The 22251-nt window shown below is 63.8% G+C and carries 20 protein-coding genes; 17 read left to right on the top strand and 3 right to left on the bottom strand.

The features are described 5' to 3' along the window. A complete protein-coding gene (gene ubiG, locus A9J21_RS21700) occupies positions 1–738 on the bottom strand; it encodes a bifunctional 2-polyprenyl-6-hydroxyphenol methylase/3-demethylubiquinol 3-O-methyltransferase UbiG (RefSeq protein WP_066739226.1) in 738 nt (245 codons plus the stop codon). A 197-nt stretch (positions 739–935) separates the two neighbouring features. After that, a complete protein-coding gene (gene ompA, locus A9J21_RS21695) occupies positions 936–1592 on the bottom strand; it encodes an outer membrane protein OmpA (protein WP_066739225.1) in 657 nt (218 codons plus the stop codon). Between the two features lie 446 nt (positions 1593–2038). On the opposite strand from ompA, the gene gyrA reads away from it, so the two are divergent. The 7 genes from gyrA (at position 2039) to aroA (ending at position 11408) form a co-directional block, all read left to right on the top strand. Then, entirely contained in the window at positions 2039–4756 is a 2718-nt protein-coding gene (gene gyrA / locus A9J21_RS21690; protein ID WP_066739224.1) for a DNA gyrase subunit A, read from the top strand. 82 nt (positions 4757–4838) lie between these two features. Next, positions 4839–5405 carry a DUF2059 domain-containing protein gene (locus A9J21_RS21685; RefSeq protein WP_066739223.1) on the top strand — a complete coding sequence of 189 codons (567 nt, stop codon included), beginning with the start codon at positions 4839–4841 and terminating at the stop codon, positions 5403–5405. A gap of 147 nt (positions 5406–5552) precedes the next feature. After that, the gene (serC, locus tag A9J21_RS21680; protein ID WP_066739222.1) at positions 5553–6716 is read left to right on the top strand and encodes a 3-phosphoserine/phosphohydroxythreonine transaminase; all 1164 of its coding nucleotides are present in this window, start codon (positions 5553–5555) and stop codon (positions 6714–6716) included. A 91-nt stretch (positions 6717–6807) separates the two neighbouring features. Beyond that, positions 6808–7953 carry a prephenate dehydratase gene (gene pheA, locus A9J21_RS21675; protein ID WP_066739221.1) on the top strand — a complete coding sequence of 382 codons (1146 nt, stop codon included), beginning with the start codon at positions 6808–6810 and terminating at the stop codon, positions 7951–7953. An 18-nt stretch (positions 7954–7971) separates the two neighbouring features. Next, on the top strand, positions 7972–9132 hold the full coding sequence (gene hisC / locus A9J21_RS21670) for a histidinol-phosphate transaminase (protein WP_231907004.1): 1161 nt from the start codon (positions 7972–7974) through the stop codon (positions 9130–9132). Between the two features lie 20 nt (positions 9133–9152). After that, on the top strand, positions 9153–10052 hold the full coding sequence (locus A9J21_RS21665) for a prephenate dehydrogenase/arogenate dehydrogenase family protein (RefSeq protein ID WP_066739312.1): 900 nt from the start codon (positions 9153–9155) through the stop codon (positions 10050–10052). Between the two features lie 45 nt (positions 10053–10097). Continuing rightward, the gene (gene aroA / locus A9J21_RS21660) at positions 10098–11408 is read left to right on the top strand and encodes a 3-phosphoshikimate 1-carboxyvinyltransferase (protein ID WP_066739220.1); all 1311 of its coding nucleotides are present in this window, start codon (positions 10098–10100) and stop codon (positions 11406–11408) included. 27 nt (positions 11409–11435) lie between these two features. On the opposite strand, the gene A9J21_RS21655 is transcribed toward aroA, so the two are convergent. Beyond that, complete coding sequence (locus A9J21_RS21655) at positions 11436–11672, bottom strand: DUF2061 domain-containing protein (RefSeq protein WP_066739219.1); 237 nt, start codon at positions 11670–11672, stop codon at positions 11436–11438. A 150-nt stretch (positions 11673–11822) separates the two neighbouring features. Here A9J21_RS21655 and cmk point away from each other — a divergent pair, with 150 nt between their 5' ends. The 10 genes from cmk (at position 11823) to A9J21_RS21605 (ending at position 22208) form a co-directional block, all read left to right on the top strand. Further along, positions 11823–12482: a (d)CMP kinase gene (gene cmk / locus A9J21_RS21650; RefSeq protein ID WP_066739218.1), complete on the top strand. Its 660-nt coding sequence runs from the start codon at positions 11823–11825 to the stop codon at positions 12480–12482. Between the two features lie 91 nt (positions 12483–12573). Next, the gene (rpsA, locus tag A9J21_RS21645) at positions 12574–14319 is read left to right on the top strand and encodes a 30S ribosomal protein S1 (protein ID WP_255366043.1); all 1746 of its coding nucleotides are present in this window, start codon (positions 12574–12576) and stop codon (positions 14317–14319) included. A 30-nt stretch (positions 14320–14349) separates the two neighbouring features. Beyond that, on the top strand, positions 14350–14763 hold the full coding sequence (locus A9J21_RS21640) for an integration host factor subunit beta (protein ID WP_066739217.1): 414 nt from the start codon (positions 14350–14352) through the stop codon (positions 14761–14763). A gap of 226 nt (positions 14764–14989) precedes the next feature. Next, a complete protein-coding gene (locus tag A9J21_RS21635) occupies positions 14990–15313 on the top strand; it encodes a lipopolysaccharide assembly LapA domain-containing protein (protein ID WP_066739216.1) in 324 nt (107 codons plus the stop codon). A 3-nt stretch (positions 15314–15316) separates the two neighbouring features. After that, positions 15317–16549, top strand: coding sequence for a lipopolysaccharide assembly protein LapB (gene lapB / locus A9J21_RS21630; protein WP_066739215.1), 1233 nt, complete (start codon positions 15317–15319; stop codon positions 16547–16549). A 39-nt stretch (positions 16550–16588) separates the two neighbouring features. Continuing rightward, positions 16589–17962 (top strand): UDP-glucose/GDP-mannose dehydrogenase family protein, encoded by a 1374-nt coding sequence (locus tag A9J21_RS21625; RefSeq protein WP_066739214.1) that lies wholly within the window; start codon positions 16589–16591, stop codon positions 17960–17962. A gap of 72 nt (positions 17963–18034) precedes the next feature. Then, a complete protein-coding gene (gene rfaE1 / locus A9J21_RS21620) occupies positions 18035–18979 on the top strand; it encodes a D-glycero-beta-D-manno-heptose-7-phosphate kinase (protein ID WP_082926562.1) in 945 nt (314 codons plus the stop codon). 26 nt (positions 18980–19005) lie between these two features. After that, positions 19006–19998: an ADP-glyceromanno-heptose 6-epimerase gene (gene rfaD / locus A9J21_RS21615; RefSeq protein ID WP_066739212.1), complete on the top strand. Its 993-nt coding sequence runs from the start codon at positions 19006–19008 to the stop codon at positions 19996–19998. Between the two features lie 227 nt (positions 19999–20225). Next, a complete protein-coding gene (locus tag A9J21_RS21610) occupies positions 20226–20663 on the top strand; it encodes a helix-hairpin-helix domain-containing protein (protein ID WP_307188117.1) in 438 nt (145 codons plus the stop codon). A 219-nt stretch (positions 20664–20882) separates the two neighbouring features. Further along, positions 20883–22208, top strand: a complete 1326-nt coding sequence (locus A9J21_RS21605; RefSeq protein WP_066739211.1) for a solute carrier family 23 protein — start codon at positions 20883–20885, stop codon at positions 22206–22208. The last annotated feature ends 43 nt before the right edge of the window (positions 22209–22251 follow it).

The raw sequence follows: 22251 nt of genomic DNA, 5'->3' as shown, positions 1-22251 counted from the left end.
TCATGCAACCTTCCGAAACGCCATCATGTAGTTCACATCGGTATCGCGACCGAGCGAATAGATCTGCGTCAAGGGATTGAAGGTCATCCCGCGCATCTCGATCATCTCCAGTCCGACGTTGCGCGCAAAGCGGGCCATCTCGGAGGGCGTAATGAACTTCTGGTAGTCATGCGTGCCGCGCGGCAGCATGTTCAGCACGTATTCGGCGCCGACGATAGCCAGCAGGTAGGCCTTCAGGTTGCGGTTGATCGTCGAGAAGAACACGTGGCCGCCGGGTTTGACCAGCGTCATGCAGGCGCGCACGATCGATTGTGGATCGGGCACATGTTCGAGCATTTCCATGCAGGTCACCACGTCGACGCTGGCCGGCGCGCGGGCCGCAAGGTCTTCTACGGCGATTTCCTCGTAGGTGACCGCCACGCCCGATTCCAGGCTGTGCAGGTCGGCAACCTTCAGTGCCTTGGCGGACAGGTCGATCCCCCGGACCGTGGCGCCAACGCGAGCCATGCTTTCCGACAGGATGCCGCCGCCGCAACCCACATCGATGACCTGCTTGCCCGACAGGTGCGCGATACCGTCGATCCAGCCCAGACGGAGCGGGTTCAGGTCATGCAGCGGCTTGAATTCACTGTTCGGGTCCCACCAGCGGTGGGCCAGCTCGCTGAACTTGTCGATCTCTTTCGGATCGGCATTGCGGCCGGTTGGGGTCGAGACGTTGAGGGTGGTCGAATGCGACATCGTTGGCGCCGCGCAGGCGGCAGGTCTGATGAAAAGGCTGCGGCAACTTTACCAAAAAAACAGTGCTACGCCGAATATGGAGGAACCGGCGCGCTGACGGCGAAAACCGCCGGAGGCAGCGCGCAGGAAAAGCCGAAAATATGGGCGAAAAAAAAGCCCAGCATATGCTGGGCTTTTCGTCATCGGAGAGGATCCGATTAACGTGCGCTGCGGGTGCCGACCACTTCGACTTCCACGCGACGGTTCGGCTGCTGGCAGGCGATCTGAGCGGTGCGGTTGCCCTTGCACGACTTCGGATCAACCTTCAGCTGACGCTTGCCCTTGCCTTCGGTGTAGACGCGGTTGGCTTCAACGCCCTTGCTCACCAGGTAAGCCTTGACCGATTCAGCACGACGGATCGACAGGCGATCGTTGTACTTGTCCGAACCGAACGAGTCGGTGTGGCCAACGGCGATGATGACTTCCAGCGTGATGCCTTGCAGCTTCGAGACCAGGTCGTCCAGCTTGGCCTTGCCTTCGGGCTTCAGAACAGCCTTGTCGAAGTCGAACAGCGTATCAGCAGCGAAAGTGACCTTCTCGCTGGACACAACCGGCGGAGCGACCGGGGTCGGTGCCGGAGCCGGAGCAGCAGCCGGAGCCAGTGCGCCATCGCACAGGGCATTAGCCGTTGCCGGGGTCCAGGAGCTGTCGCGCCAGCAGAGCTCGTTCGTGCCATTCTTCCACACGTACTCGCTCGTACCGTTGCCCCAGTTATCGTTCACTGCCTTCTTTTCGTAGGGGACGGACTGGGCTTGAGCGGATGCAGCCATTACTGCGGTAGCTGCAACGAGCGCGAGCTTGGCAAATTTTTTCATATTTCTCCTCTCAGGATGAGATCACCGCAGGGTTACTGCGAGCAAATGGACGAAAACAAGTCATACATTCTTCGGAGTATAACATTCTCGATGTGGTGGATGCTCCACTTCGAACAATGTCTGGCTCTTCGCTGGGGAATTGTGCCACAAGGCTCGTTTCCTAAGAAGTAAATATATTCGATTCAACCACGTGGTTTTAGGCCTGTGGTGTTTGTGCAACATCCGTCTTGCGGCGCCTGCAAACCCTTGTCCCGTCTGGGTTGCAGGGTGCCGGGGGTGGGCGCCGGGAGCGCCGGCGAGGGCCGCGCGGGGGTGGTTCGGGCGGGGGCGGGAAGGGGTTCCGCGCGTGATAGAATGCCATGTTGGCCCGTCGCCGGCATGGCGTCTTCATGCCGTCAGATTCACGGGCTTCATTTGCTTAAACCCGCCGCATAAACCACGCCGCAATGGATCAATTCGCCAAAGAAACCCTCCCGGTCTCGCTGGAAGAGGAAATGCGCCGCTCTTACCTCGATTACGCGATGAGCGTTATCGTGGGGCGCGCGCTTCCCGACGTCCGGGACGGCCTGAAGCCGGTACACCGGCGCGTGCTCTTTGCGATGCATGAGCTGAACAACGACTGGAACCGGGCCTACAAGAAGTCGGCCCGTATCGTCGGTGATGTGATTGGTAAGTATCACCCGCACGGCGATACTGCTGTCTACGACACGATCGTCCGCATGGCGCAGAATTTCTCGCTGCGCTATATGTTGGTCGATGGCCAGGGTAACTTCGGTTCAGTGGACGGAGATAACGCAGCGGCGATGCGTTATACCGAAATCCGCCTGGCGAAGATTGCCCATGAAATGCTTCACGATATCGACAAGGAAACTGTCGATTTCGAACCGAACTATGACGGTTCGGAGAAAGAGCCCGGTATTTTGCCGGCGCGAATCCCGAATTTGCTGATCAATGGGTCGTCGGGTATTGCCGTGGGTATGGCAACCAATATCCCGCCGCATAACCTCAATGAGGTTGTCGACGCCTGTCTGCATCTGCTGCGTAATCCTGAAACCACGATCGATGAACTGATCGAACTGGTACCTGCGCCTGATTTTCCGACTGCCGGCATTATTTATGGCATCCAGGGTGTACGGGAGGGTTACCGCACCGGACGCGGCCGCGTGGTCATGCGCGCGCGCACGCACTTCGAGGATATCGACCGTGGCACGCGCCAGGCGATCATCGTCGACGAGCTGCCGTATCAAGTGAACAAGCGGACACTGCTCGAGCGCATTGCCGAGCTGGTGACCGAGAAGAAGATCGAGGGCATTTCCGACATCCGCGATGAGTCTGACAAGTCAGGCATGCGCGTGGTGATCGAGCTCAAGCGCAACGAAGTGCCCGAGGTTGTGCTGAACAACCTATATAAGAACACCCAGCTGCAGGACACGTTCGGGATGAACATGGTGGCGCTGGTGGATGGCCAGCCGCGCCTGCTGAACCTGAAGCAGATGCTGGATGCCTTCCTGTCGCATCGCCGCGAAGTGGTGACGCGCCGCACCGTGTTCGAACTGCGCAAGGCGCGCGAGCGCGGGCACGTGCTGGAAGGCCTGGCCGTGGCGCTGGCGAACATCGACGAGTTCATCGCGATCATCAAGGCCGCCCCGACGCCGCCGCTGGCGAAGCAGGAACTGATGGCGAAGGCCTGGGATTCCGGGCTTGTCCGCGAAATGCTCTCGCGTGCCGAAAGCGACACTGCAGGTGGCCGTGCCTCGTATCGTCCGGATGGCCTGCCGGCCGTGTTCGGCATGCAGCCCGATGGCCTGTATCGACTGTCCGACGGCCAGGCGCAGGAAATCCTGCAGATGCGCCTGCAACGCCTCACGGGCCTGGAGCAGGACAAGATCGTCCAGGAATACCGCGAAGTGATGGGCCTGATTGCCGACCTGCTCGACATCCTGGCCCGCCCGGAGCGCATCACCACCATCATCACCGACGAACTGGGTGCCATCCGCGCCGAGTTTGGCGACGAGCGCCGCTCGCAGATCGAGCACAACGCGACCGAACTCGACACCGAGGACCTGATCACCCCGCAGGACATGGTGGTCACGCTGTCGCACTCTGGCTATATGAAGAGCCAGCCGATCTCCGAGTATCGCGCGCAGAAGCGTGGTGGCCGCGGCAAGCTGGCCACGGCGACCAAGGAAGACGACTGGATCGACACGCTGTTCGTCGCCAACACGCACGACTACATCCTGTGCTTCTCGAACCGTGGCCGTCTGTACTGGCTCAAGGTCTATGAAGTGCCGCAAGGGTCGCGTAACTCGCGTGGCCGTCCGATCGTGAACATGTTCCCGCTGGCCGACGGCGAGAAGATCAACGTGATCCTGCCGGTGCGCCAGTTTGACGCCGAGCATTTCATCTTCATGGCGACGGCGCGCGGCACGGTCAAGAAGACCGTGCTCACCGATTTCTCGAACCCACGCAAGGCCGGCATCATTGCCGTCGACCTCGACGAGGGCGACTTCCTGATCGGCGCCGCCATTACCGACGGCCAGCACGATGTGATGCTGTTCTCCGATGCCGGCAAGGCCGTGCGCTTCGACGAGAACGACGTGCGTCCGATGGGCCGTCAGGCGCGCGGCGTGCGCGGCATGAATCTGGACGAAGGCCAGGCAGTGATCGCCATGCTGGTGGCTCCGGCGGAAACGGAAACGGAAACGGCCGAGGGCGAGGCAGCCGAGGGCGCGTCGCCCTCGGTGGGTAGCGTGCTGACTGCCACCGAGAACGGCTACGGCAAACGTACGCCGATCTCCGAGTACACTCGACACGGCCGTGGCACCAAGGGCATGATTGCGATCCAGACGAGCGAGCGCAACGGCCGCGTGGTGGCTGCAGCGCTGGTATCGCCCGAGGACGAGATCATGCTGATCACCACGGGCGGCGTGTTGATCCGCACCCGCGTGGCCGAGATCCGTGAGATGGGTCGTGCCACGCAAGGCGTGACCCTGATCAATGTCGACGAGGGTACCAAGCTTTCGGGCCTGCAGCGCATTGTCGAGTCGGATGCCGATAGCAGCGGCAACGGCGAAGACGAGGACGTGGCGGAAGATGCTACGGGTGCGACCGGTGTCGATGGCGATACCGGAGCGGGTGCCACCGACGCGGACGCGAATTCGTAATTTGTTGCAACAACGGGACGACGGCCGGAACTCGCCAGACGGCCGTTCGGACTAATCCGGACGTATTTACCAGGGAGTCATAATGCTCAAAACCTATCGACGTATCGCTGTTCTGGCTGCTTTCGCTCCGATGATGATGCTTGCGCAAGGCGCGCACGCTCAGGAAGACAAGGACAAGACCGCGGCCATCAAGGAACTGCTGACCGTCATGCAGGCTGACCAGGCCGTGAAGGGTCAGGCCGATAACTGGCAACAGGGCGCCAAGCAGGAAGCGCCGCTGGTGCTGGAGCAGGTTCTCGTGGAGAACAAGACGCTGAACGACAAGCAGAAGCAGGCCGCTGTCGACAAGCTCAAGAAGAACGGCGCCGTGCAGCGCATGGTCGATGGCGCCGGTACGGCGTTCAACACCGACGGCTTCCGCCAGGACGCCCTCAAGGCGCACTACGATGCCTTCGGCAAGTACTACTCGACCCAGGAAATCAAGGACCTGACCACGTTCCTGAAGTCGCCGACGGGCCAGAAGTTCATGGCCAACCAGGGCAAGGCCACCCAGGAAATCTGGGGTTCGATGATGCAGAAGTACGGTCCCCAGGTTGGCAAGTCGATGCGTGACGCCGCCGAGAAGGAAATCGCCGCCGCTTCGAAGTGATCGACGGCTGACCTCTCCGGGCCCTCGGGCCGGAGAGGTCGCCTGTCCAGGCCTGGTCCGGATGCCCTTGGTGTCCAAGGGGCGCGGGTTTTGGGCGATAATGGCTGCCTGGTTCCATCCGGCAGCCATTTTTCTTTTTCTCCCTCCATGAACGATCCCCAGAACCCCGCCCTCGCCGGCCTGCAACGTTCCCTGGCCGAGCGCGTCTTCAATTTCTCGCCTGGCCCGGCCGCGTTGCCCACCGAAGTCCTGCAGCAGGCCGCCGAGGAAATGCTGTCATGGCGCGGTACTGGCGTATCGGTGATGGAGATGAGCCACCGCAGCAAGGAGTTCGAGAGCATCCAGCAGCAGGCGCTGGCCGATCTGCGCGAACTGCTGCATGTGCCGAAGAACTTCAAGATCCTGTTCCTGCAGGGCGGTGCCATCGGCGAAAACGGCATCGTCCCGCTGAACCTGGCCAACCGTGTCACTGCCGCGAAGCCGAAGACCGATTTCGTGGTGACCGGCACGTGGTCGGTCAAGACCGAGCAGGAAGCGCGCCGCTATGGCGAGGTGAATATCGCCGCGTCCAGCAAGGACCAGAAGTGGCACAAGATTCCCGATGTGAACACGTGGAAGCTGTCCGACGACGCGGCCTATGTGCATCTGTGCACGAACGAGACCATCGTCGGCGTGGAGTTCCAGGACATCCCGGACATCGGCCAGACCGGCACCCATGACAAGGGCCGCATCGTCGTGGCCGACGCGTCGAGCCATATCCTGTCGCGCCCGATCGACTGGTCGCGCGTACAGGTGGTGTATGGGGGCGCGCAGAAGAATATCGGCCCGGCCGGTGTGACGATCGTCATCGTGCGCGAAGACCTGATCGGTTTCGCGCACCCGCTGTGCCCCTCGGCGTTCAACTGGCGCCTGGTGGCCGAGCATGACTCGATGTACAACACGCCGCCCACCTATGCGATCTACATCGCCGGGCTCGTGTTCAAGTGGCTCAAGGCCCAGGGCGGCGTGCCCGCGATCGAACAGCGCAATATCGCCAAGGCGCGCGCGCTGTACGACTTCCTGGACCAGAGCGACTATTACCGTAACGAAATCGATCCCCGCAGCCGCTCGCGCATGAACGTACCGTTCTTCCTGCGCGATGAATCGCGCAACGAAGCGTTCCTGACCCAGGCGCGCGCGAACGGCCTGGTACAGCTCAAGGGCCACAAGTCCGTGGGCGGCATGCGCGCCAGCATCTACAACGCGATGCCACTCGAAGGTGTGACCGCGCTGGTGGAATTCATGCGCGAGTTCGAGCGCACCGCCGCCTGACGGTGGTGCTTTCTGTCGCGGCCCTGGCAGTGCGGGGGCCCGGCATCAGCCCAGACTTTCCGCGGCTGCGCGATGCGCGGCCCACAGGCCTATGACACAGCAAGACAAGCCGGCGGCGGCAGCCACCGGCAATGACAATGCCGCACCCAGCCCCCAGGAGCAGGCGCTGTCCGCGGACCTGGCGCCGCTGCGCGACCAGATCGACGCCGTCGACCGCGAACTGCTGGCCCTGCTGAACCGCCGTGCGCAACTGGCGCTCGACGTGGGCGAGGTCAAGAAGAAGTACGGCGCGCCGGTGTTCCGCCCCGAGCGCGAGCTGCAGGTGATCCGCAAGGTGCAGGGTGCCAATCCGGGCCCGCTGCTTGGCGAAAGCGTGGCGTCGATCTGGCGCGAGGTGATGTCGGCCTGCCGCGGCCTGGAAAAGCCGCTGGAGATCGCCTTCCTGGGCCCGGCCGGCACGTTCTCCGAGCAGGCGCTGTACGCGCACTTCGGCCACGAAGTCAGCGGCGTGCCCTGCCCGAGCATCGACGAGGTGTTTCGGTCGGTGGAGTCGGGTACGGTGGAGTACGGCGTGGTGCCGGTCGAGAATTCGACCGAGGGCGCGGTGTCGCGCACGCTGGACCTGTTCCTGCAGACGTCGCTGAAGATCAGCGGCGAGATCGCGCTGAAGGTGCATCACAACCTGATGGCATCGTCGCCCGACATGAAGGGCGTGACCGTGGTGCGCGCGCACGCGCAGGCGCTGGCGCAGTGCCAGCACTGGCTCGCCGCCAACTATCCGCATCTGGAGCGCCAGGCCGTATCGAGCAACGCCGAGGCGGCGCGCATGGCCAGCGAAGATCCCACGGTGGCGGCGATTGCCGGCGAGACAGCCGCCAACCGCTATCACCTGCATATCGTGCGGGCCAACATCCAGGACGATCCGCACAACCGCACGCGCTTTGCGGTGATCGGCCGCTACGAGACCGAGCCGTCGGGCAGCGACCAGACGTCGATGATCCTGTCGGTGCCGAACAAGGCCGGCGCCGTGTACCAGCTGCTGGCGCCGCTGGCCGACAACGGTGTGTCGATGTGCCGCTTCGAATCGCGGCCCGCCCGCAGCGGCGCGTGGGAGTACTACTTCTATGTCGATGTGGAAGGCCATCAGCACGATCCGGCCGTGGCACGCGCGATCCAGTCGCTGCGCGCCAACGCCGCGTACCTGAAGGTGCTCGGGTCCTACCCGTCGAGCAAATAACGCAGGCAGGAGACACGCATGGCACAGCAGGAAAGCGGGGCAGCGAGCGCAACGGCGAATGTGGCTGCGAATGTGGCCGACTACTTTGGCCCGACGTACGTCCGCAAGATCTCGCCGTACATCGCAGGAAAGCCAATTTCGGAAGTGGCACGCGAGTTCGGGCTTGACGAGGCGCGTATCGTCAAGCTGGCGTCGAACGAGAATCCGCTTGGCATGCCTGCCTCGGCCAAGGCCGCCATTGCGGCGGCCACCGAGGATCTGGGCCGCTACCCGGACAGCAACGGCTTCGAGCTGAAGGCCAAGCTTTCGGAGAAATTCGATGTCCCGGCCGAGTGGCTGACCCTCGGCAACGGCAGCAACGACATTCTGGAACTGGCCGCGCACGCGCTGGTGCGCACCGGCGAGTCGATTGTCTACGCTGAATACTCGTTTGCGGTCTACGCGCTGGCTACCCAGGAAGTGGGCGCGCGCGCCATCGAGGTGAAGTCGCGCCAGTACGGTCACGATCTCGACGCCATGTCCGCCGCGATTGCGCCGGACACGAAGCTTGTGTTCATCGCCAATCCGAACAACCCGACCGGTACCTTCGTGTCCGCCGCCGAGATCGAGGCGTTCCTGGCGAAGGTGCCGCCGCACGTGGTGGTGGTGCTGGACGAGGCGTACAACGAGTACCTCGACGCTGACCAGCAGTACGAGTCCATCGCGTGGGTGCGCAAGTATCCGAACCTGATGGTGTCGCGTACGTTCTCGAAGGCCTACGGCCTGGCGGGATTGCGAGTGGGCTATGGCGTGGCGCAGCCGCCGCTGACCGACCTGCTGAATCGCGTGCGCCAGCCGTTCAACGTCAACAGCCTGGCCCAGGCCGCAGCCGTGGCAGCGCTGGGCGATGGCGATTTCCTGCAGCGCAGCGCCGAGCTCAATCGCGCCGGCAAGGCCCAGCTGGTGGCGGCCTTCGAGCGCATGGGCCTGGAGTACGTGAAGTCGTCGGGCAACTTCGTCATGGTCCGCGTGGGCACTGACGACGGTGCCGGCGCACGCGTGAACCTGGCGATGCTCAAGCAGGGCGTGATCGTGCGCCCGGTGGCGAACTACGGCCTGCCGCAGTGGCTGCGTATCACCATTGGCCTGCCTGACGAGAATGCCGCGTGCATCGCGGCGCTCGAGCAGGCATTGAAGTGAATCCGAACCGATCTGAAGCCGTGAGCGCTCTGCATTTTTCCCGTGTTGTGATTGTCGGTGTCGGCCTGATTGGCGGATCGCTGGCGTTGTCGCTCAAGCGTGCCGGCGTGGTCGGCACCGTGGTAGGAGTTGGCCGTTCGGCGGCGTCGCTGGAGAAGGCGAAGACGCTGGGCGTCATCGACGAGGCCGCCGAATCGCTGGCCGAAGCCGCCCGTGGTGCCAGCCTGATCGTGCTGTGCGCGCCCGTGGCGCAGAATTTTGCGCTGCTGCATGCGCTGGAGCCGCATCTGCAGCTGGGCACCATCGTGACGGACGCCGGCAGTACCAAGTCCGACGTGATCATGGCGGCCAAGACGGCGCTTGGCGACAAGGTGGCGCAGTTCGTGCCCGCGCACCCGATTGCCGGCCGTGAACTCCACGGCGTGGAAGCCGCGCTGAACGACCTCTATCTGGACAAGAAGGTGGTGATGTGCCCGCTGCAGGAAAACAGCCGCGCGGACGTGGCGGCGGTGCGGGCCATGTGGGAATCGGCCGGCGCGAATGTCCACGTGATGTCGGCCGTGCAGCATGACGCCGTGTTTGCCTCGGTCAGCCACCTGCCGCACGTGCTGTCGTATGCGCTGGTGGCGCAGGTGGCCAATGCCGAGGATGCGGCACTGAAGCTCGACTTCGCGGGCGGCGGTTTTCGCGATTTCACGCGCATTGCCGCGTCGTCGCCCGAGATGTGGCGCGACATCTGCATCGCCAACAAGGAGGCGCTGCTGCGCGAGATCAACACGTATGAAGCCGTGCTTGGTCACCTGAAGGCGCAGATCAAGGCCGGAGACGGTGCTGCCTTGGAGCGGATCTTCGCTCGCGCCAGCGACACGCGCCTGAAGTGGGGCGCGGCACGTGCCGCCACCCATAACGTAGAACCCTGAAGTCGTGGCGCCTTCCCCGGGCGCCGCGCCTACGCTGCCAAGACCATGGAACATCTGACCCTCGGCCCCCTGACCCGCGCATCCGGCACGGTACGCCTGCCCGGCTCGAAGAGCATCTCCAACCGCGTGCTGCTGCTGTCCGCACTGGCAACCGGCGAGACCCGCGTACGCGATCTGCTCGATTCCGACGATACCCAAGTCATGCTTGAAGCGCTGAAAGTGCTGGGCGTGTCCTGGCGCCGCGACGGTGGTGATTGCATCGTGACCGGCGTGGGTGGCAATTTTCCGAACAAGGCCGCCGACCTGTTCATGGGCAATGCCGGCACGGCGATTCGCCCGCTGACGGCGGCGCTGGCGCTGCAGGGCGGTACCTACAGGCTCAGCGGCGTGCCGCGCATGCATGAGCGGCCGATTGGCGATCTGGTGGACGGCCTGCTGCAGGTGGGCGCCGCCATCGAATACCTGGGCACGCCCGGCTATCCGCCCCTGCAGATCAATCCAGCGCAGATCCGTATCGATACGCCGATCCGCGTGCGCGGCGATGTATCGAGCCAGTTTCTCACGGCGCTGCTGATGGCACTGCCGATGGCGTCGGCGCCTTCGGGCCGGATCGAAATCGAAGTGGTGGGCGAACTGATCTCGAAGCCTTATGTCGAGATCACGCTGAACCTGCTGGCCCGCTTCGGCATCGTGGTCGAGCGCCAGGGCTGGGAGCGCTTCATCCTGCCGGCCGGCGCGCAGTACCGGTCGCCGGGCGAGATCTATGTCGAAGGCGATGCTTCGACCGCGTCGTACTTCCTGGCTGCCGGCGCAATCGGCGGTGGGCCGGTGCGGGTGGAAGGCGTGGGCCTGTCGAGCATCCAGGGCGATGTGCGGTTTGCCGATGCGCTGAACCGCATGGGCGCCAACGTAATGGCCGGCGACAACTGGATCGAGGTGCGCGGCACCGAGCGCGACGATGGCCGGCTCAATGGTATCGAACTCGACTGCAACCACATTCCCGACGCCGCGATGACACTGGCCGTGGCGGCGCTGTTTGCGGAAGGCACGACCACGCTGACCAATATCGCCAGCTGGCGCGTCAAGGAAACGGATCGTATTGCCGCCATGGCGGCGGAACTGCGCAAATTGGGTGCCGCAGTGGAAGAGGGGGCGGACTATCTGAAAGTGACGCCTCCTGCGCCCGGCGCCTGGCAGACTCCGGCCGATGGCATTGGCACCTATGATGATCACCGGATGGCCATGTGTTTCTCGCTCGCCGCTTTCGGGCCGCTGCCGGTGCGCATCAACGAGCCGGGCTGCGTGGCGAAGACATTCCCTGAGTATTTCTCGGTGTTTGCCGGGGTAGCGCGGTAAGCGGTCACTCCGGTTCAATAGCAGTTTTCAGGCGGCGGCCAGGCGGGGCGCCGCCGGTGCTTCGGGGCCGGCTTCGGCCCCTGCGTGATTTCCACGACGTTCACGGCGGTCCCAGTATTTGTCGAAGAAGTAGTGGGCCACCGTGTTGACGGCCGGTTCGATGAATGTAATGGCACCGCTGATGGCCAGGCTGCCGGTCAGCGCATAGGTCACGCTGAATGCGATGCCCAGGTGCATGATGCCGAAGGTCAGGGTTTTGGCCATGGTGAATTGCCTCGTGTCGAAAAAAGTTGAAATGGTCGCGCAGCGCCTTTTGTGGGGAGCGCGAACGCTGCGGCCGCGCAACCATGGATGGAATGATAACGACTCCCAATCGAAGTCGAAAATCAATAGTTTCAAGCTAATCAATTAAGAATGACTATCATTGACGTCATCACCATAGATGGGCCAACTGCATCCGGCAAGGGTACGGTGGCGCACAAGGTGGCAGATGCCCTGGGCTTTCATCTGCTGGACAGCGGTGCGCTGTATCGGCTGGTGGCGCTGGCCAGCGACCGTGCCGACGTGGATATTGGCGATGTCGATACCCTTGCAAAGATCGCCCTGCGCCTCGATGTGAAGTTCGGCCCGGACCGGGTCTGGCTCCAAGGCGAAGAGGTCAGTCAGTTGATCCGCCAGGAGGCGATCGGCAACCGGGCGTCGGCGCTGGCCGTTCATCAGCCCGTTCGTGATGCGCTGACGGCACTTCAGCGGGGCTTTCGCAAGCTGCCGGGACTGGTGGCGGACGGCCGCGACATGGGCACCGTGATCTTCCCGGAGGCCCGCCTCAAGGTGTTCCTGACCGCGAGTGTCGAGGCGCGCGCCCGCAGGCGCTATAAACAATTGATTGATAAGGGAATTTCTGCTAATATCGAAGACCTTTTGCGTGACCTCGAGGCGCGCGACGCGCGGGACCGTTCCCGTGCCGCCGCACCGTTGCGTCCCGCAGAAGACGCGCAACGCCTGGACACCTCCGAAATGACGGTGGACGAGGCGGTGGCGCAGGTGCTGGAGTGGTTCGCCGCGGTGCGGTGAGTAAAACCACGAGGCGCCGACCTGGGCCTGTGCCGGAACCCAACCCGTCCAGCACAGGTGATCAACCTGACCCCGCTGCGTGAGGCAGACTGTGCGCGATAGTCGCGCCGGCCAACGTACTGCGGATTGCTACTTTACGTTTATGTCCGACCTGCAAACCAACGAATCCTTTGCCGCACTGTTCGAGGAATCGATCGCCCGCTCCAATATGAAGGCTGGCGAAGTGATTTCCGCTGAAGTCGTGCGCATCGACCACAACTTCGTGGTCGTCAACGCCGGCCTCAAGTCCGAGGCGTTTGTGCCGGTGGAGGAGTTCCTGAACGACCAGGGCGAACTCGAAGTGCAGGCCGGCGACTACGTGTCCGTGGCCATCGACGCGCTCGAGAACGGCTATGGCGACACCATCCTCTCCCGCGACAAGGCCAAGCGCCTGGCATCGTGGCTGAACCTCGAGAAGGCGCTGGAAGACGGCGAGATCATCTCGGGTACCGTGACCGGCAAGGTCAAGGGCGGCCTGACCGTCATGGTCAACGGCATCCGTGCCTTCCTGCCCGGTTCGCTCGTCGACGTGCGTCCGATCAAGGACACCACGCCGTACGAAGGCAAGACCCTGGAATTCAAGGTCATCAAGCTCGACCGCAAGCGTAACAACGTCGTGCTGTCGCGTCGCGCCGTGGTGGAAGCCACGCTGGGCGAAGAGCGTCAGAAGCTGATGGAAACGCTGAAGGAAGGCGCGATCGTCAACGGTATCGTCAAGAACATCACCGACTACGGCGCGTTCGTGGACCTGGGTGGTATCGACGGCCTGCTGCACATCACCGACCTGGCATGGCGTCGTGTGCGTCACCCGAGCGAAGTGCTGTCGGTTGGCCAGGAAATCACCGCCAAGATCCTCAAGTTCGACCAGGAAAAGAACCGCGTCTCGCTGGGCGTGAAGCAACTGGGCGAAGATCCGTGGGTGGGCATCTCGCGCCGCTACCCGCAAGGCACGCGTCTGTTCGGCAAGGTGACCAACCTGACCGACTACGGCGCATTCGTGGAAATCGAAGCCGGTATCGAAGGCCTGGTCCACGTGTCGGAAATGGACTGGACCAACAAGAACGTGGCTCCTTCGAAGGTTGTCCAGCTGGGCGACGAAGTGGAAGTCATGGTTCTGGATATCGACGAAGACAAGCGTCGTATCAGCCTGGGCATGAAGCAGTGCAAGGCCAATCCGTGGGACGATTTCAGCCGCAACCACAAGAAGGGCGACAAGCTGACGGGCCAGATCAAGTCGATCACCGACTTCGGCGTGTTCATCGGTCTGCCGGGCGGCATCGACGGCCTGGTTCACCTGTCGGACCTGTCGTGGCAAGAGTCGGGCGAAGAAGCCGTGCGCAAGTACAAGAAGGGCGACGAAGTGGAAGCTGTCGTCCTGGGCATCGACGTCGACAAGGAACGCATCTCGCTGGGCATCAAGCAGCTGTCGGGCGATCCGTTCAACAACTTCATCTCGGCCAACGACAAGGGTTCGCTCGTCAACGGCACGATCAAGGCTGTTGATGCCAAGGGCGCCGTGGTGCAACTGGCTGACGACGTGGAAGGCTACCTGCGTGCATCGGAAATCTCCGCTGACCGCGTGGAAGACGCCCGCAACGTGCTGAAGGAAGGCGAGCAGATCACCGCCCTGGTGGTGAACGTCGACCGCAAGTCGCGCAACATCAACCTGTCGATCAAGGCCAAGGACAGCGCAGAGCAGCAAGAAGCGATGCAGAAGTTCCAGGCTGACACCGGCACGGCTGGCACGACCAACCTGGGCGCGCTGCTGAAGGCCAAGCTGGGCCAGGACAACCAGTAATTTAGAGCGCCGCGCGAAGCGAGACCGCCCATGACCAAGTCCGAGCTCGTCGAAAAACTGGCTGCCCGTTTTCCGCAGTTGCTGCTGCGGGATGCGGACATCTCGGTAAAAACGATTCTCGACGCGATGTCCGAAGCCCTGGCCGATGGCCATCGCATCGAGATCCGCGGCTTCGGCAGCTTTGGTCTGAACCGGCGGCCGCCTCGCGTGGGCCGCAACCCCAAGTCCGGCGAACGCGTGCTGGTGCCCGAAAAACGGGTGCCGCACTTCAAGGCGGGCAAGGAGTTGCGGGAACGGGTGGATCGTCCTGTCACGCCACAGGGTGGCGTCGCGACCGGCAATGGTCAGGCGCCGCACGGCAAGGCAGGGCAGTCTCTGGCCCCGTCGCAATCGGCTTCGGCCGGTCTGCACGAGGACAATCAGCTCAATCTGGTCCGTTCCTGATGCACGCTCGCCATACTGGCAAGTCTGTAGAAAAGCGCTCCTCCGGGAGCGCTTTTTGTTTGTGCGCCGATAATGACCGGCGGCTGCGGTGGCCGGGGCGTCAGGCGACCAATCGTTACCGTTTGCGAGAAGTGATTCCGCTACAATGCCGGGAATCCTTGGCCGGGTGCGCCCGAACGCTGTCGCGTGACCGGTTGTGCACTCAAGTTCCGAAGGCATTCACCGCATGAAACTCATCACCTGGATCTTCCGTATCGTCCTGTTCGTGCTGCTGTTCGTGCTGGCACTGCGCAATACCGCCGACGCCGACCTGCAGCTCTTCTTTGGCGCGGTCTGGCATGCGCCGCTGATCCTGATCCTGCTGGCGGCGTTCGGGCTGGGCATCGTGGCTGCGTTGGCGGCCGTGGCGCCTGGGCTGATGCGCCAGCGCATGGAGGCCGCGCGCCTGCGCCGTGCCCTGGGCGCGGCCCGGACTGCTCCGGCAGTGGATGCCGTGCCGCCCGAGGCCAAGCCGGGCGTACCCTATAACGTAGTCGGTCCGAAAGTTTGACCCATGATGTTTGAAACCTGGTGGCTGCTGGCGCTGCCGCTTGTATTTGGCCTTGGCTGGATGGCTGCGCGCTTCGACCTGCGCCAGCTGATGAGCGAACAGGGCGCTTTGCCGCGTTCGTATTTCAAAGGCCTCAACTTCCTGCTCAACGAGCAACCCGACAAGGCGATCGACGCTTTTGTCGAAGTGGCTCGGCTGGACCCCGAGACCACCGAGCTGCACTTTGCGCTGGGCGCGCTGTTCCGCCGCCGTGGCGAAACCGAACGCGCGATCCGCGTGCACCAGAACCTGGCGACCCGGCCAGACCTTCCCGAGCCTGAACGTGAGCACGCACTCTATGAACTGGGGCAGGATTTCCTGCGCGCGGGCCTGCTGGATCGCGCCGAGGAATCGCTGCGCCGGCTGATGTCCGGCCCGTATGCGGCGTCCGCCAAGCGCGTGCTGCTGGAACTTTACGAAGTCGAGAAGGAATGGTCGAAGGCCATCGACGCGGCGCGCGAACTGCAGACGCTGGACCAGAAGGACTATCGTGTGCAGATCGCCCAGTTCTGCTGCGAACTGGCGCAAGACGCGTTGCAAAAGAAAAAGCCGGACGAGGCCGTCGAATGGCTGCGCCGCGCCCGCGAGGAAAACCCGGCCAACGTGCGTGCGCCGATCCTGCTGGGCGACGTGGCTGCGGCGGCAGGCGACCAGGCCGGGGCACTGCAGCACTGGCTGGGCATCGAAAGCCAGGATGCCGCCTATCTGCCGCTGGTGGCTGACCGCGTGGTCAAGGCCTACGCGACACTGGGTGAACAGGGCAAGGCCCTGCAGTGGCTGCGCGATCTGCTCAAGACCAAGCTGGCGCCGGAGTTGCTCGATACCGCCTATCGCACCGAACTCGAAGCCAACGGCCCTGTGGCCGCGACCGCGCTGATGCGCGAACAGTTGCGCCGTCAGCCGACGCTGCTGGCGCTGACCCGCTACTTCGAGGCGCAGGCGGCCGAGAACAAGGCGCTGCAGCCTGCCGGCGCCAATGGCGAGGCACCGGCCGATGGCACGGCCGCGGCCGCCGAACCGGACGACCAGTCGCAGGAAACGGCGGCGATCCGCGATCTGCTGCAGCTTCGCACCCGTAACCTGGCCCGCTACACCTGCCGCGAATGCGGCTTCCGCGCCCGTTTGTTCTATTGGCAGTGCCCCGGCTGCAACCGCTGGGAGACCTATGCGCCGCGCCGCTCCGAAGCGCTTGGCTAATACATCTCAAGCGAACCCGAATTCCCTGGAGCTTCCGCAATGAAAGTTACGATTATCGGCAGTGGCTATGTTGGCCTCGTGACCGGTGCCTGCCTGGCTGAACTCGGCAACTCCGTGTTCTGCCTCGATGTCGACGAAAAGAAGATCGCGCTGCTGAACGCCGGTGGCGTGCCCATCTACGAACCGGGCCTCAAGGAACTGATCGACCGCAACCGTGCGGCGGGCCGGCTGACGTTTTCCACCGATGTGGCCGCCAGCGTCGAGCATGCCGACGTGCAGTTCATCGCCGTTGGTACGCCGCCTGACGAGGACGGTTCGGCCGACCTGCAGTACGTGCTGGCCGCCGCGCGCAATATCGGCCGCCACATGACCGGCTTCAAGGTGGTGGTGGACAAGTCGACCGTGCCGGTGGGCACCGGCGACCGCGTGGCTGCCGTGATCCGCGAGGAACTGGCGGCGCGCGGGCTGGAAGACCTGCAGTACTCGGTGGTGTCCAATCCCGAGTTCCTGAAGGAAGGCGCCGCCGTGGAAGATTTCATGCGCCCGGACCGCATCGTGCTGGGCTGTGCGCCCGATGCCGCCGGCCGTCACGCGCAGGCCATCATGCGCCAGCTGTATTCGCCGTTCAACCGCAACCACGAGCGCACGTTCTACATGGACGTACGGTCGGCCGAGTTCACCAAGTACGCGGCCAACTCGATGCTGGCCACGCGTATTTCGTTCATGAACGAGCTGGCCAACCTGGCCGACGAAGTGGGCGCCGACATCGAACTGGTGCGGATGGGCATCGGCTCCGATCCCCGCATCGGCTACAGCTTCCTGTATGCAGGTGCGGGCTACGGCGGCTCCTGCTTTCCCAAGGACGTGCAGGCGCTGATGCGCACGGCCAGCGCCTATGGCAAGCCGATGCGGGTGCTGGAAGCCGTGGAGTCCGTCAACGACGCCCAGAAGCAGGTGCTGGGCCGCAAGGTGGTCAAGCGTTTCGGTGACGACCTGACCGGCAAAACCTTCGGCGTCTGGGGCCTGGCGTTCAAGCCCAATACCGATGACATGCGCGAGGCCCCGGCCCGCGTGCTGGCCCGCGAACTGGTGTCGCGCGGCGCATCGCTGCGCGTACACGATCCCGTGGCGATGCACGAGGCCCGCCGCGTGCTGGAGACCGACCTGGCCGACATCCCCGGCGGCATCGACCGCGTGCTGTTCTGCGACGCCCAGATGGACGTGCTGAAGGACGCCGACGCGCTGGTGATCGTGACGGAATGGAAGGTGTTCCGCAGCCCCGATTTCTCGCAGATCCGTGCGTTGCTCAAGACGCCGGTCATCATCGACGGCCGCAACCTCTATGAACCGGATGCCATGGCCCAGGCCGGCATCGAATATCACGCGATTGGGCGCTCCACCGCAGCGCACTGATCCGTTTCAACCCGCGTAGCCAGACCGACCGGCCGCGCCATCATGGCGCGGCAGAGTCGCAAAGGGAAGTTCATGAGCAAGAACACGATTCCGCAGGACCAGATTCGCCAGTCGCAGGTACTGGTGGTGGGCGACATGATGCTGGACCGCTACTGGTTCGGCGATGTGGAGCGCATCTCGCCGGAAGCGCCCGTGCCTGTGGTGCAGATCAAGCGCAGCGACGAGCGCCTGGGCGGTGCCGCCAACGTGGCCCGCAATGCGGCTGCGCTGGGGGCCAGGGTTGGCATGCTTGGCGTGGTGGGCGACGACGAGCCCGGCCGCACGCTGGAGGCGTTGCTCCACGCAAGCCAGGTCCAGCCGTATCTGCATCGCGATGCCAGCCTGAACACCACGATCAAGTTGCGCGTGGTGGCGCACCAGCAACAGCTGCTGCGCGTGGATTTCGAGAACGCGCCGGCCAACGAAGTGCTGGCATCGGTACAGGACCGCTACCAGGCGCTGGTCAACGACTACCAGGTGCTGGTGCTGTCGGATTACGGCAAGGGCGGCCTGACTCATGTCGGCCGGATGGTCGAGGCAGGCCGTGCGGCCGGCCGCACCGTGCTGATCGACCCCAAGGGCGACGACTATTCGCGCTATCGCGGCGCCACGCTGATCACGCCGAACCGCGCCGAGATGCGCGCTGTCGTGGGAGCCTGGAAGACCGAGGCCGACCTGACCATCCGCGCCCAGAACCTGCGCCGCGAACTGCAGCTCGAAGCGCTGCTGCTGACGCGTTCGGAAGAGGGCATGACGCTCTATACCGAAGCCGAAGTGCTGCATGTCTCGGCCCAGGCGCGCGAAGTCTATGATGTATCGGGGGCCGGCGACACGGTGATCGCCACGCTGGCAACCATGCTGGGCGCCGGGGTGCCGCTCAAGGAAGCCGTGCAGCACGCCAACCGCGCCGGCAGCATCGTCGTCGGCAAGCTGGGTACCGCTGTTGTCACTTATCCCGAATTGTTTGGCGCCGCCTGAGGCGCGCCTGCTAGCCTGAATCCGCCATGACCATCATCGTGACCGGCGCTGCCGGCTTTATCGGCAGCAATATCGTCAAGGGCCTGAACGAACGCGGCGAGACGCATATCGTCGCGGTCGACAACCTGACGCGTGCCGAGAAATTCAACAACCTCGTGGACTGCGAGATTGCCGACTACCTGGACAAGGCCGAATTTGTCGAGCGCTTCAAGCGCGGCGATTTCGGCAATGTGCGTGCGGTGTTCCACGAAGGCGCCTGTTCCGACACCATGGAGACGGACGGCCGCTACATGATGGAGAACAACTACCGCTATACGCTGGCGCTGATGGAAGCCTGCCTGGAGCAGGGCACCCAGTTCCTCTATGCGTCGTCGGCCGCCACTTATGGCGCTTCTACGATGTTCCGCGAGGACCGCGAGTACGAAAAGCCGCTGAACGTCTACGGCTATTCGAAATTCCTGTTCGACCAGGTGGTGCGCCGCAGGCTGCCGTCCGCGCACTCGCAGATCGTTGGCTTCCGCTACTTCAACGTCTACGGCCCGCGCGAATTCCACAAGGGCCGCATGGCGTCGGTGGCATTCCACCACTTCAACCAGTTCCGCGCCGAAGGTACCGTCAAGCTGTTTGGCGAGTACAACGGCTACGCGCCAGGCACGCAGAGCCGCGACTTCGTGTCGGTGGAAGACGTGGTCAAGGTCAACCTGTATTTCCTGGACCATCCGGAAAAGTCCGGCATCTTCAACCTCGGCACCGGCCGTTCGCAGCCGTTCAACGATATTGCGGTGTCGGTGGTCAATGCCCTGCGCGAGTCCGAGGACAAACCGCCCCTGTCGCTGGAAGAAATGGTGCAGGAAGGACTGGTCGAATACGTGAAGTTTCCCGATGCGCTGCGCGGCAAATACCAGTGCTTCACGCAGTCCGACGTGTCGCGCCTGCGCTCGGCGGGCTACGAGGCACCGTTCCTGACGGTGCAGGAAGGCGTGAGCCGCTACTGCAACTGGCTGCTCGACCGTACCTGAGCGCGCTGCCCTGAAAGGCCGTGTCGCGCCTGCGCCACGGATTGCACTGGCCGGACTCGTAAAAGTCCGGCAGTGCATCATCAATATGGCGGTTGGACACACAAACGCGCGGGTGTTGTGAACTTGTGTGTCCAGCCGTTTCTGACGTCCGATCGGACTCCTATCCTGACCGCTTCCGCTGCCATCCGGTGGCGGACTTGCAACTGAAAAGGAAAGGAGTCTTATCGATGCACAAGATGTACAACGCTGGCCCGGCAAGCGCGCCGGCGCCTCTGTTTCCCGGTTTCCTGTCCAGCATGTCCCGGGGCGCCTTGCGCGCGTGCCGGCGGAGCAGCCTGGCCCTGGCGTTCATGCTGGCCCTGGCGGGCGCGGGTCCGGCCCATGCCGCGGTCGACGTGAACAGCGCAGACGAGGCGGCGCTGGGCACGATCAAGGGCATCGGCCCGGCCACGGCCAAGCGGATCCTGACGGAACGTGACAAGAACGGGGCCTTCAAGGACGCGGTCGACCTGGCGGACCGTGTGCCCGGGGTAGGGCCGAAATCGGCGGCCAATCTCCAGGAGGCGGGCCTGACGTTCGGCAAGGCGTCCGCCACGGCGCCGGCCGCCCGCAAGGACGGCAAGCCCACGCCGAAACCTGCACCGAAGGCTGCCGCGGCGCGCTGACAGCGGCAGCGGCACGGCGGGTCAACAGATCGGGGCTGGTATGCGTTGTGCTTCGCTGGCGTGGCACGCACGCGGCAGTCCCGATTTGCACCACCCGGGGTGCGGGGTATCATGCGCATCGCCGTTGCGGCCGGCGCCTGGCGCCGGCATGCACCCCGGATTTCCACACCAATAATTGAACCGGCAACGCAGCCGTACCGCTGACAGGGAGAGAACAACATGGCGAATGGCCAGGACAGCATTGACGACGGGAGTTTCCTGCCCAAGTGGCGACTGAAGACCGAGGGCGTGATCGCTCCCGACGAACGGTTGCCGGCGGGCCAGACCTTGCTTGCGGGCATCCAGCACGTGGTGGCGATGTTCGGCTCGACGGCCATTGCCCCGATCCTGATGGGCTTTCCTCCCAATATCGCCATCCTGTTCTCGGGCATTGGCACCTTGCTGTTCTTCCTTTGCGTGCGTGGCCGGGTGCCCAGCTATCTGGGATCGAGCTTTGCCTTCATCGCCGTGGTGATCGCGGCCACGGGCTACAGCGGTAGCGGCCCGAACACGAATATCCCGCTGGCGCTGGGCGGCATCATTGCCGCCGGCGCCCTGTACACGATCATCGGCCTGGTCGTGCAGGCCGTTGGCTACGCCTGGGTGGAAAAGCTGATGCCCCCGGTGGTGACCGGAGCCATCGTCGCGGCCATTGGCCTGAACCTGGCGCCAGTGGCCGTCAAGGCGGTCAGCGGGGCGGCGCTCGATACGTGGGTGGGTCTGCTGACCGTGCTGGCCGTGGGCCTGATCGCGGTGCGCGCACCGGGCATGCTCGGGCGCCTGCCGGTGCTGCTTGGCGGCCTGACCGGCTACCTGGCGTATTTCGTGGCAACCAACCTGATGGGCATGGGCAAGGCCATCGACTTCTCCGGCGTGGTGGCAGCCAGCTGGTTCGGCATGCCGGCGTTCACCACGCCGGTCTTCGACGCCAACGCCATGCTGCTGATCGCCCCGGTGGCAATCGTGCTGGTGGCCGAGAATCTGGGGCATATCAAGGCCATCGGCGTGATGACGGGCCGCAATCTCGACCCGTATATCGGACGGGCATTTATCGGCGATGGCGTGGCCACCATGCTGTCTGCATCTGGCGGCGGCACGGGCGTGACCACTTACGCCGAGAACATGGGCGTGATGGCGGTCACCCGAATCTATTCGACGCTGATCTTCGTGGTGGCGGCAGCGGTGGCGATCCTGCTTGGCTTCTCGCCGAAGTTCGGGGCGCTGATCCTGACGATTCCCGGGCCGGTCATCGGCGGCCTGACCATCGTCGTGTTCGGCCTGATCTCGGCCACGGCTGGCCGTATCTGGGTGCAGAACCATGTCGATTTTTCCAGCTCGCGCAACCTGATCACGGTGGGCGCCACGCTGACCGTGGCCGCGGGCGACCTGACGCTGAAGTTCGGCGGCATGACCCTGGGCGGCATCGGCACCGCCACATTCGGCGCCATCCTGCTTTACCACCTGCTTGGCAGCCGTCATCCGGAAGACCAGGGCCTGACGCACTGATCCGGCACGTGCCTGCGGCGGGCGGAATGGCCCGGCCGCCGGT

Origin of the sequence: Cupriavidus sp. D384, assembly GCF_001652915.1 — a bacterium.
Classification (GTDB): Bacteria; Pseudomonadota; Gammaproteobacteria; order Burkholderiales; family Burkholderiaceae; genus Cupriavidus.
Note: the sequence above shows the minus strand (reverse complement) of the source record. Positions and strands in the feature narration are given on the sequence as shown.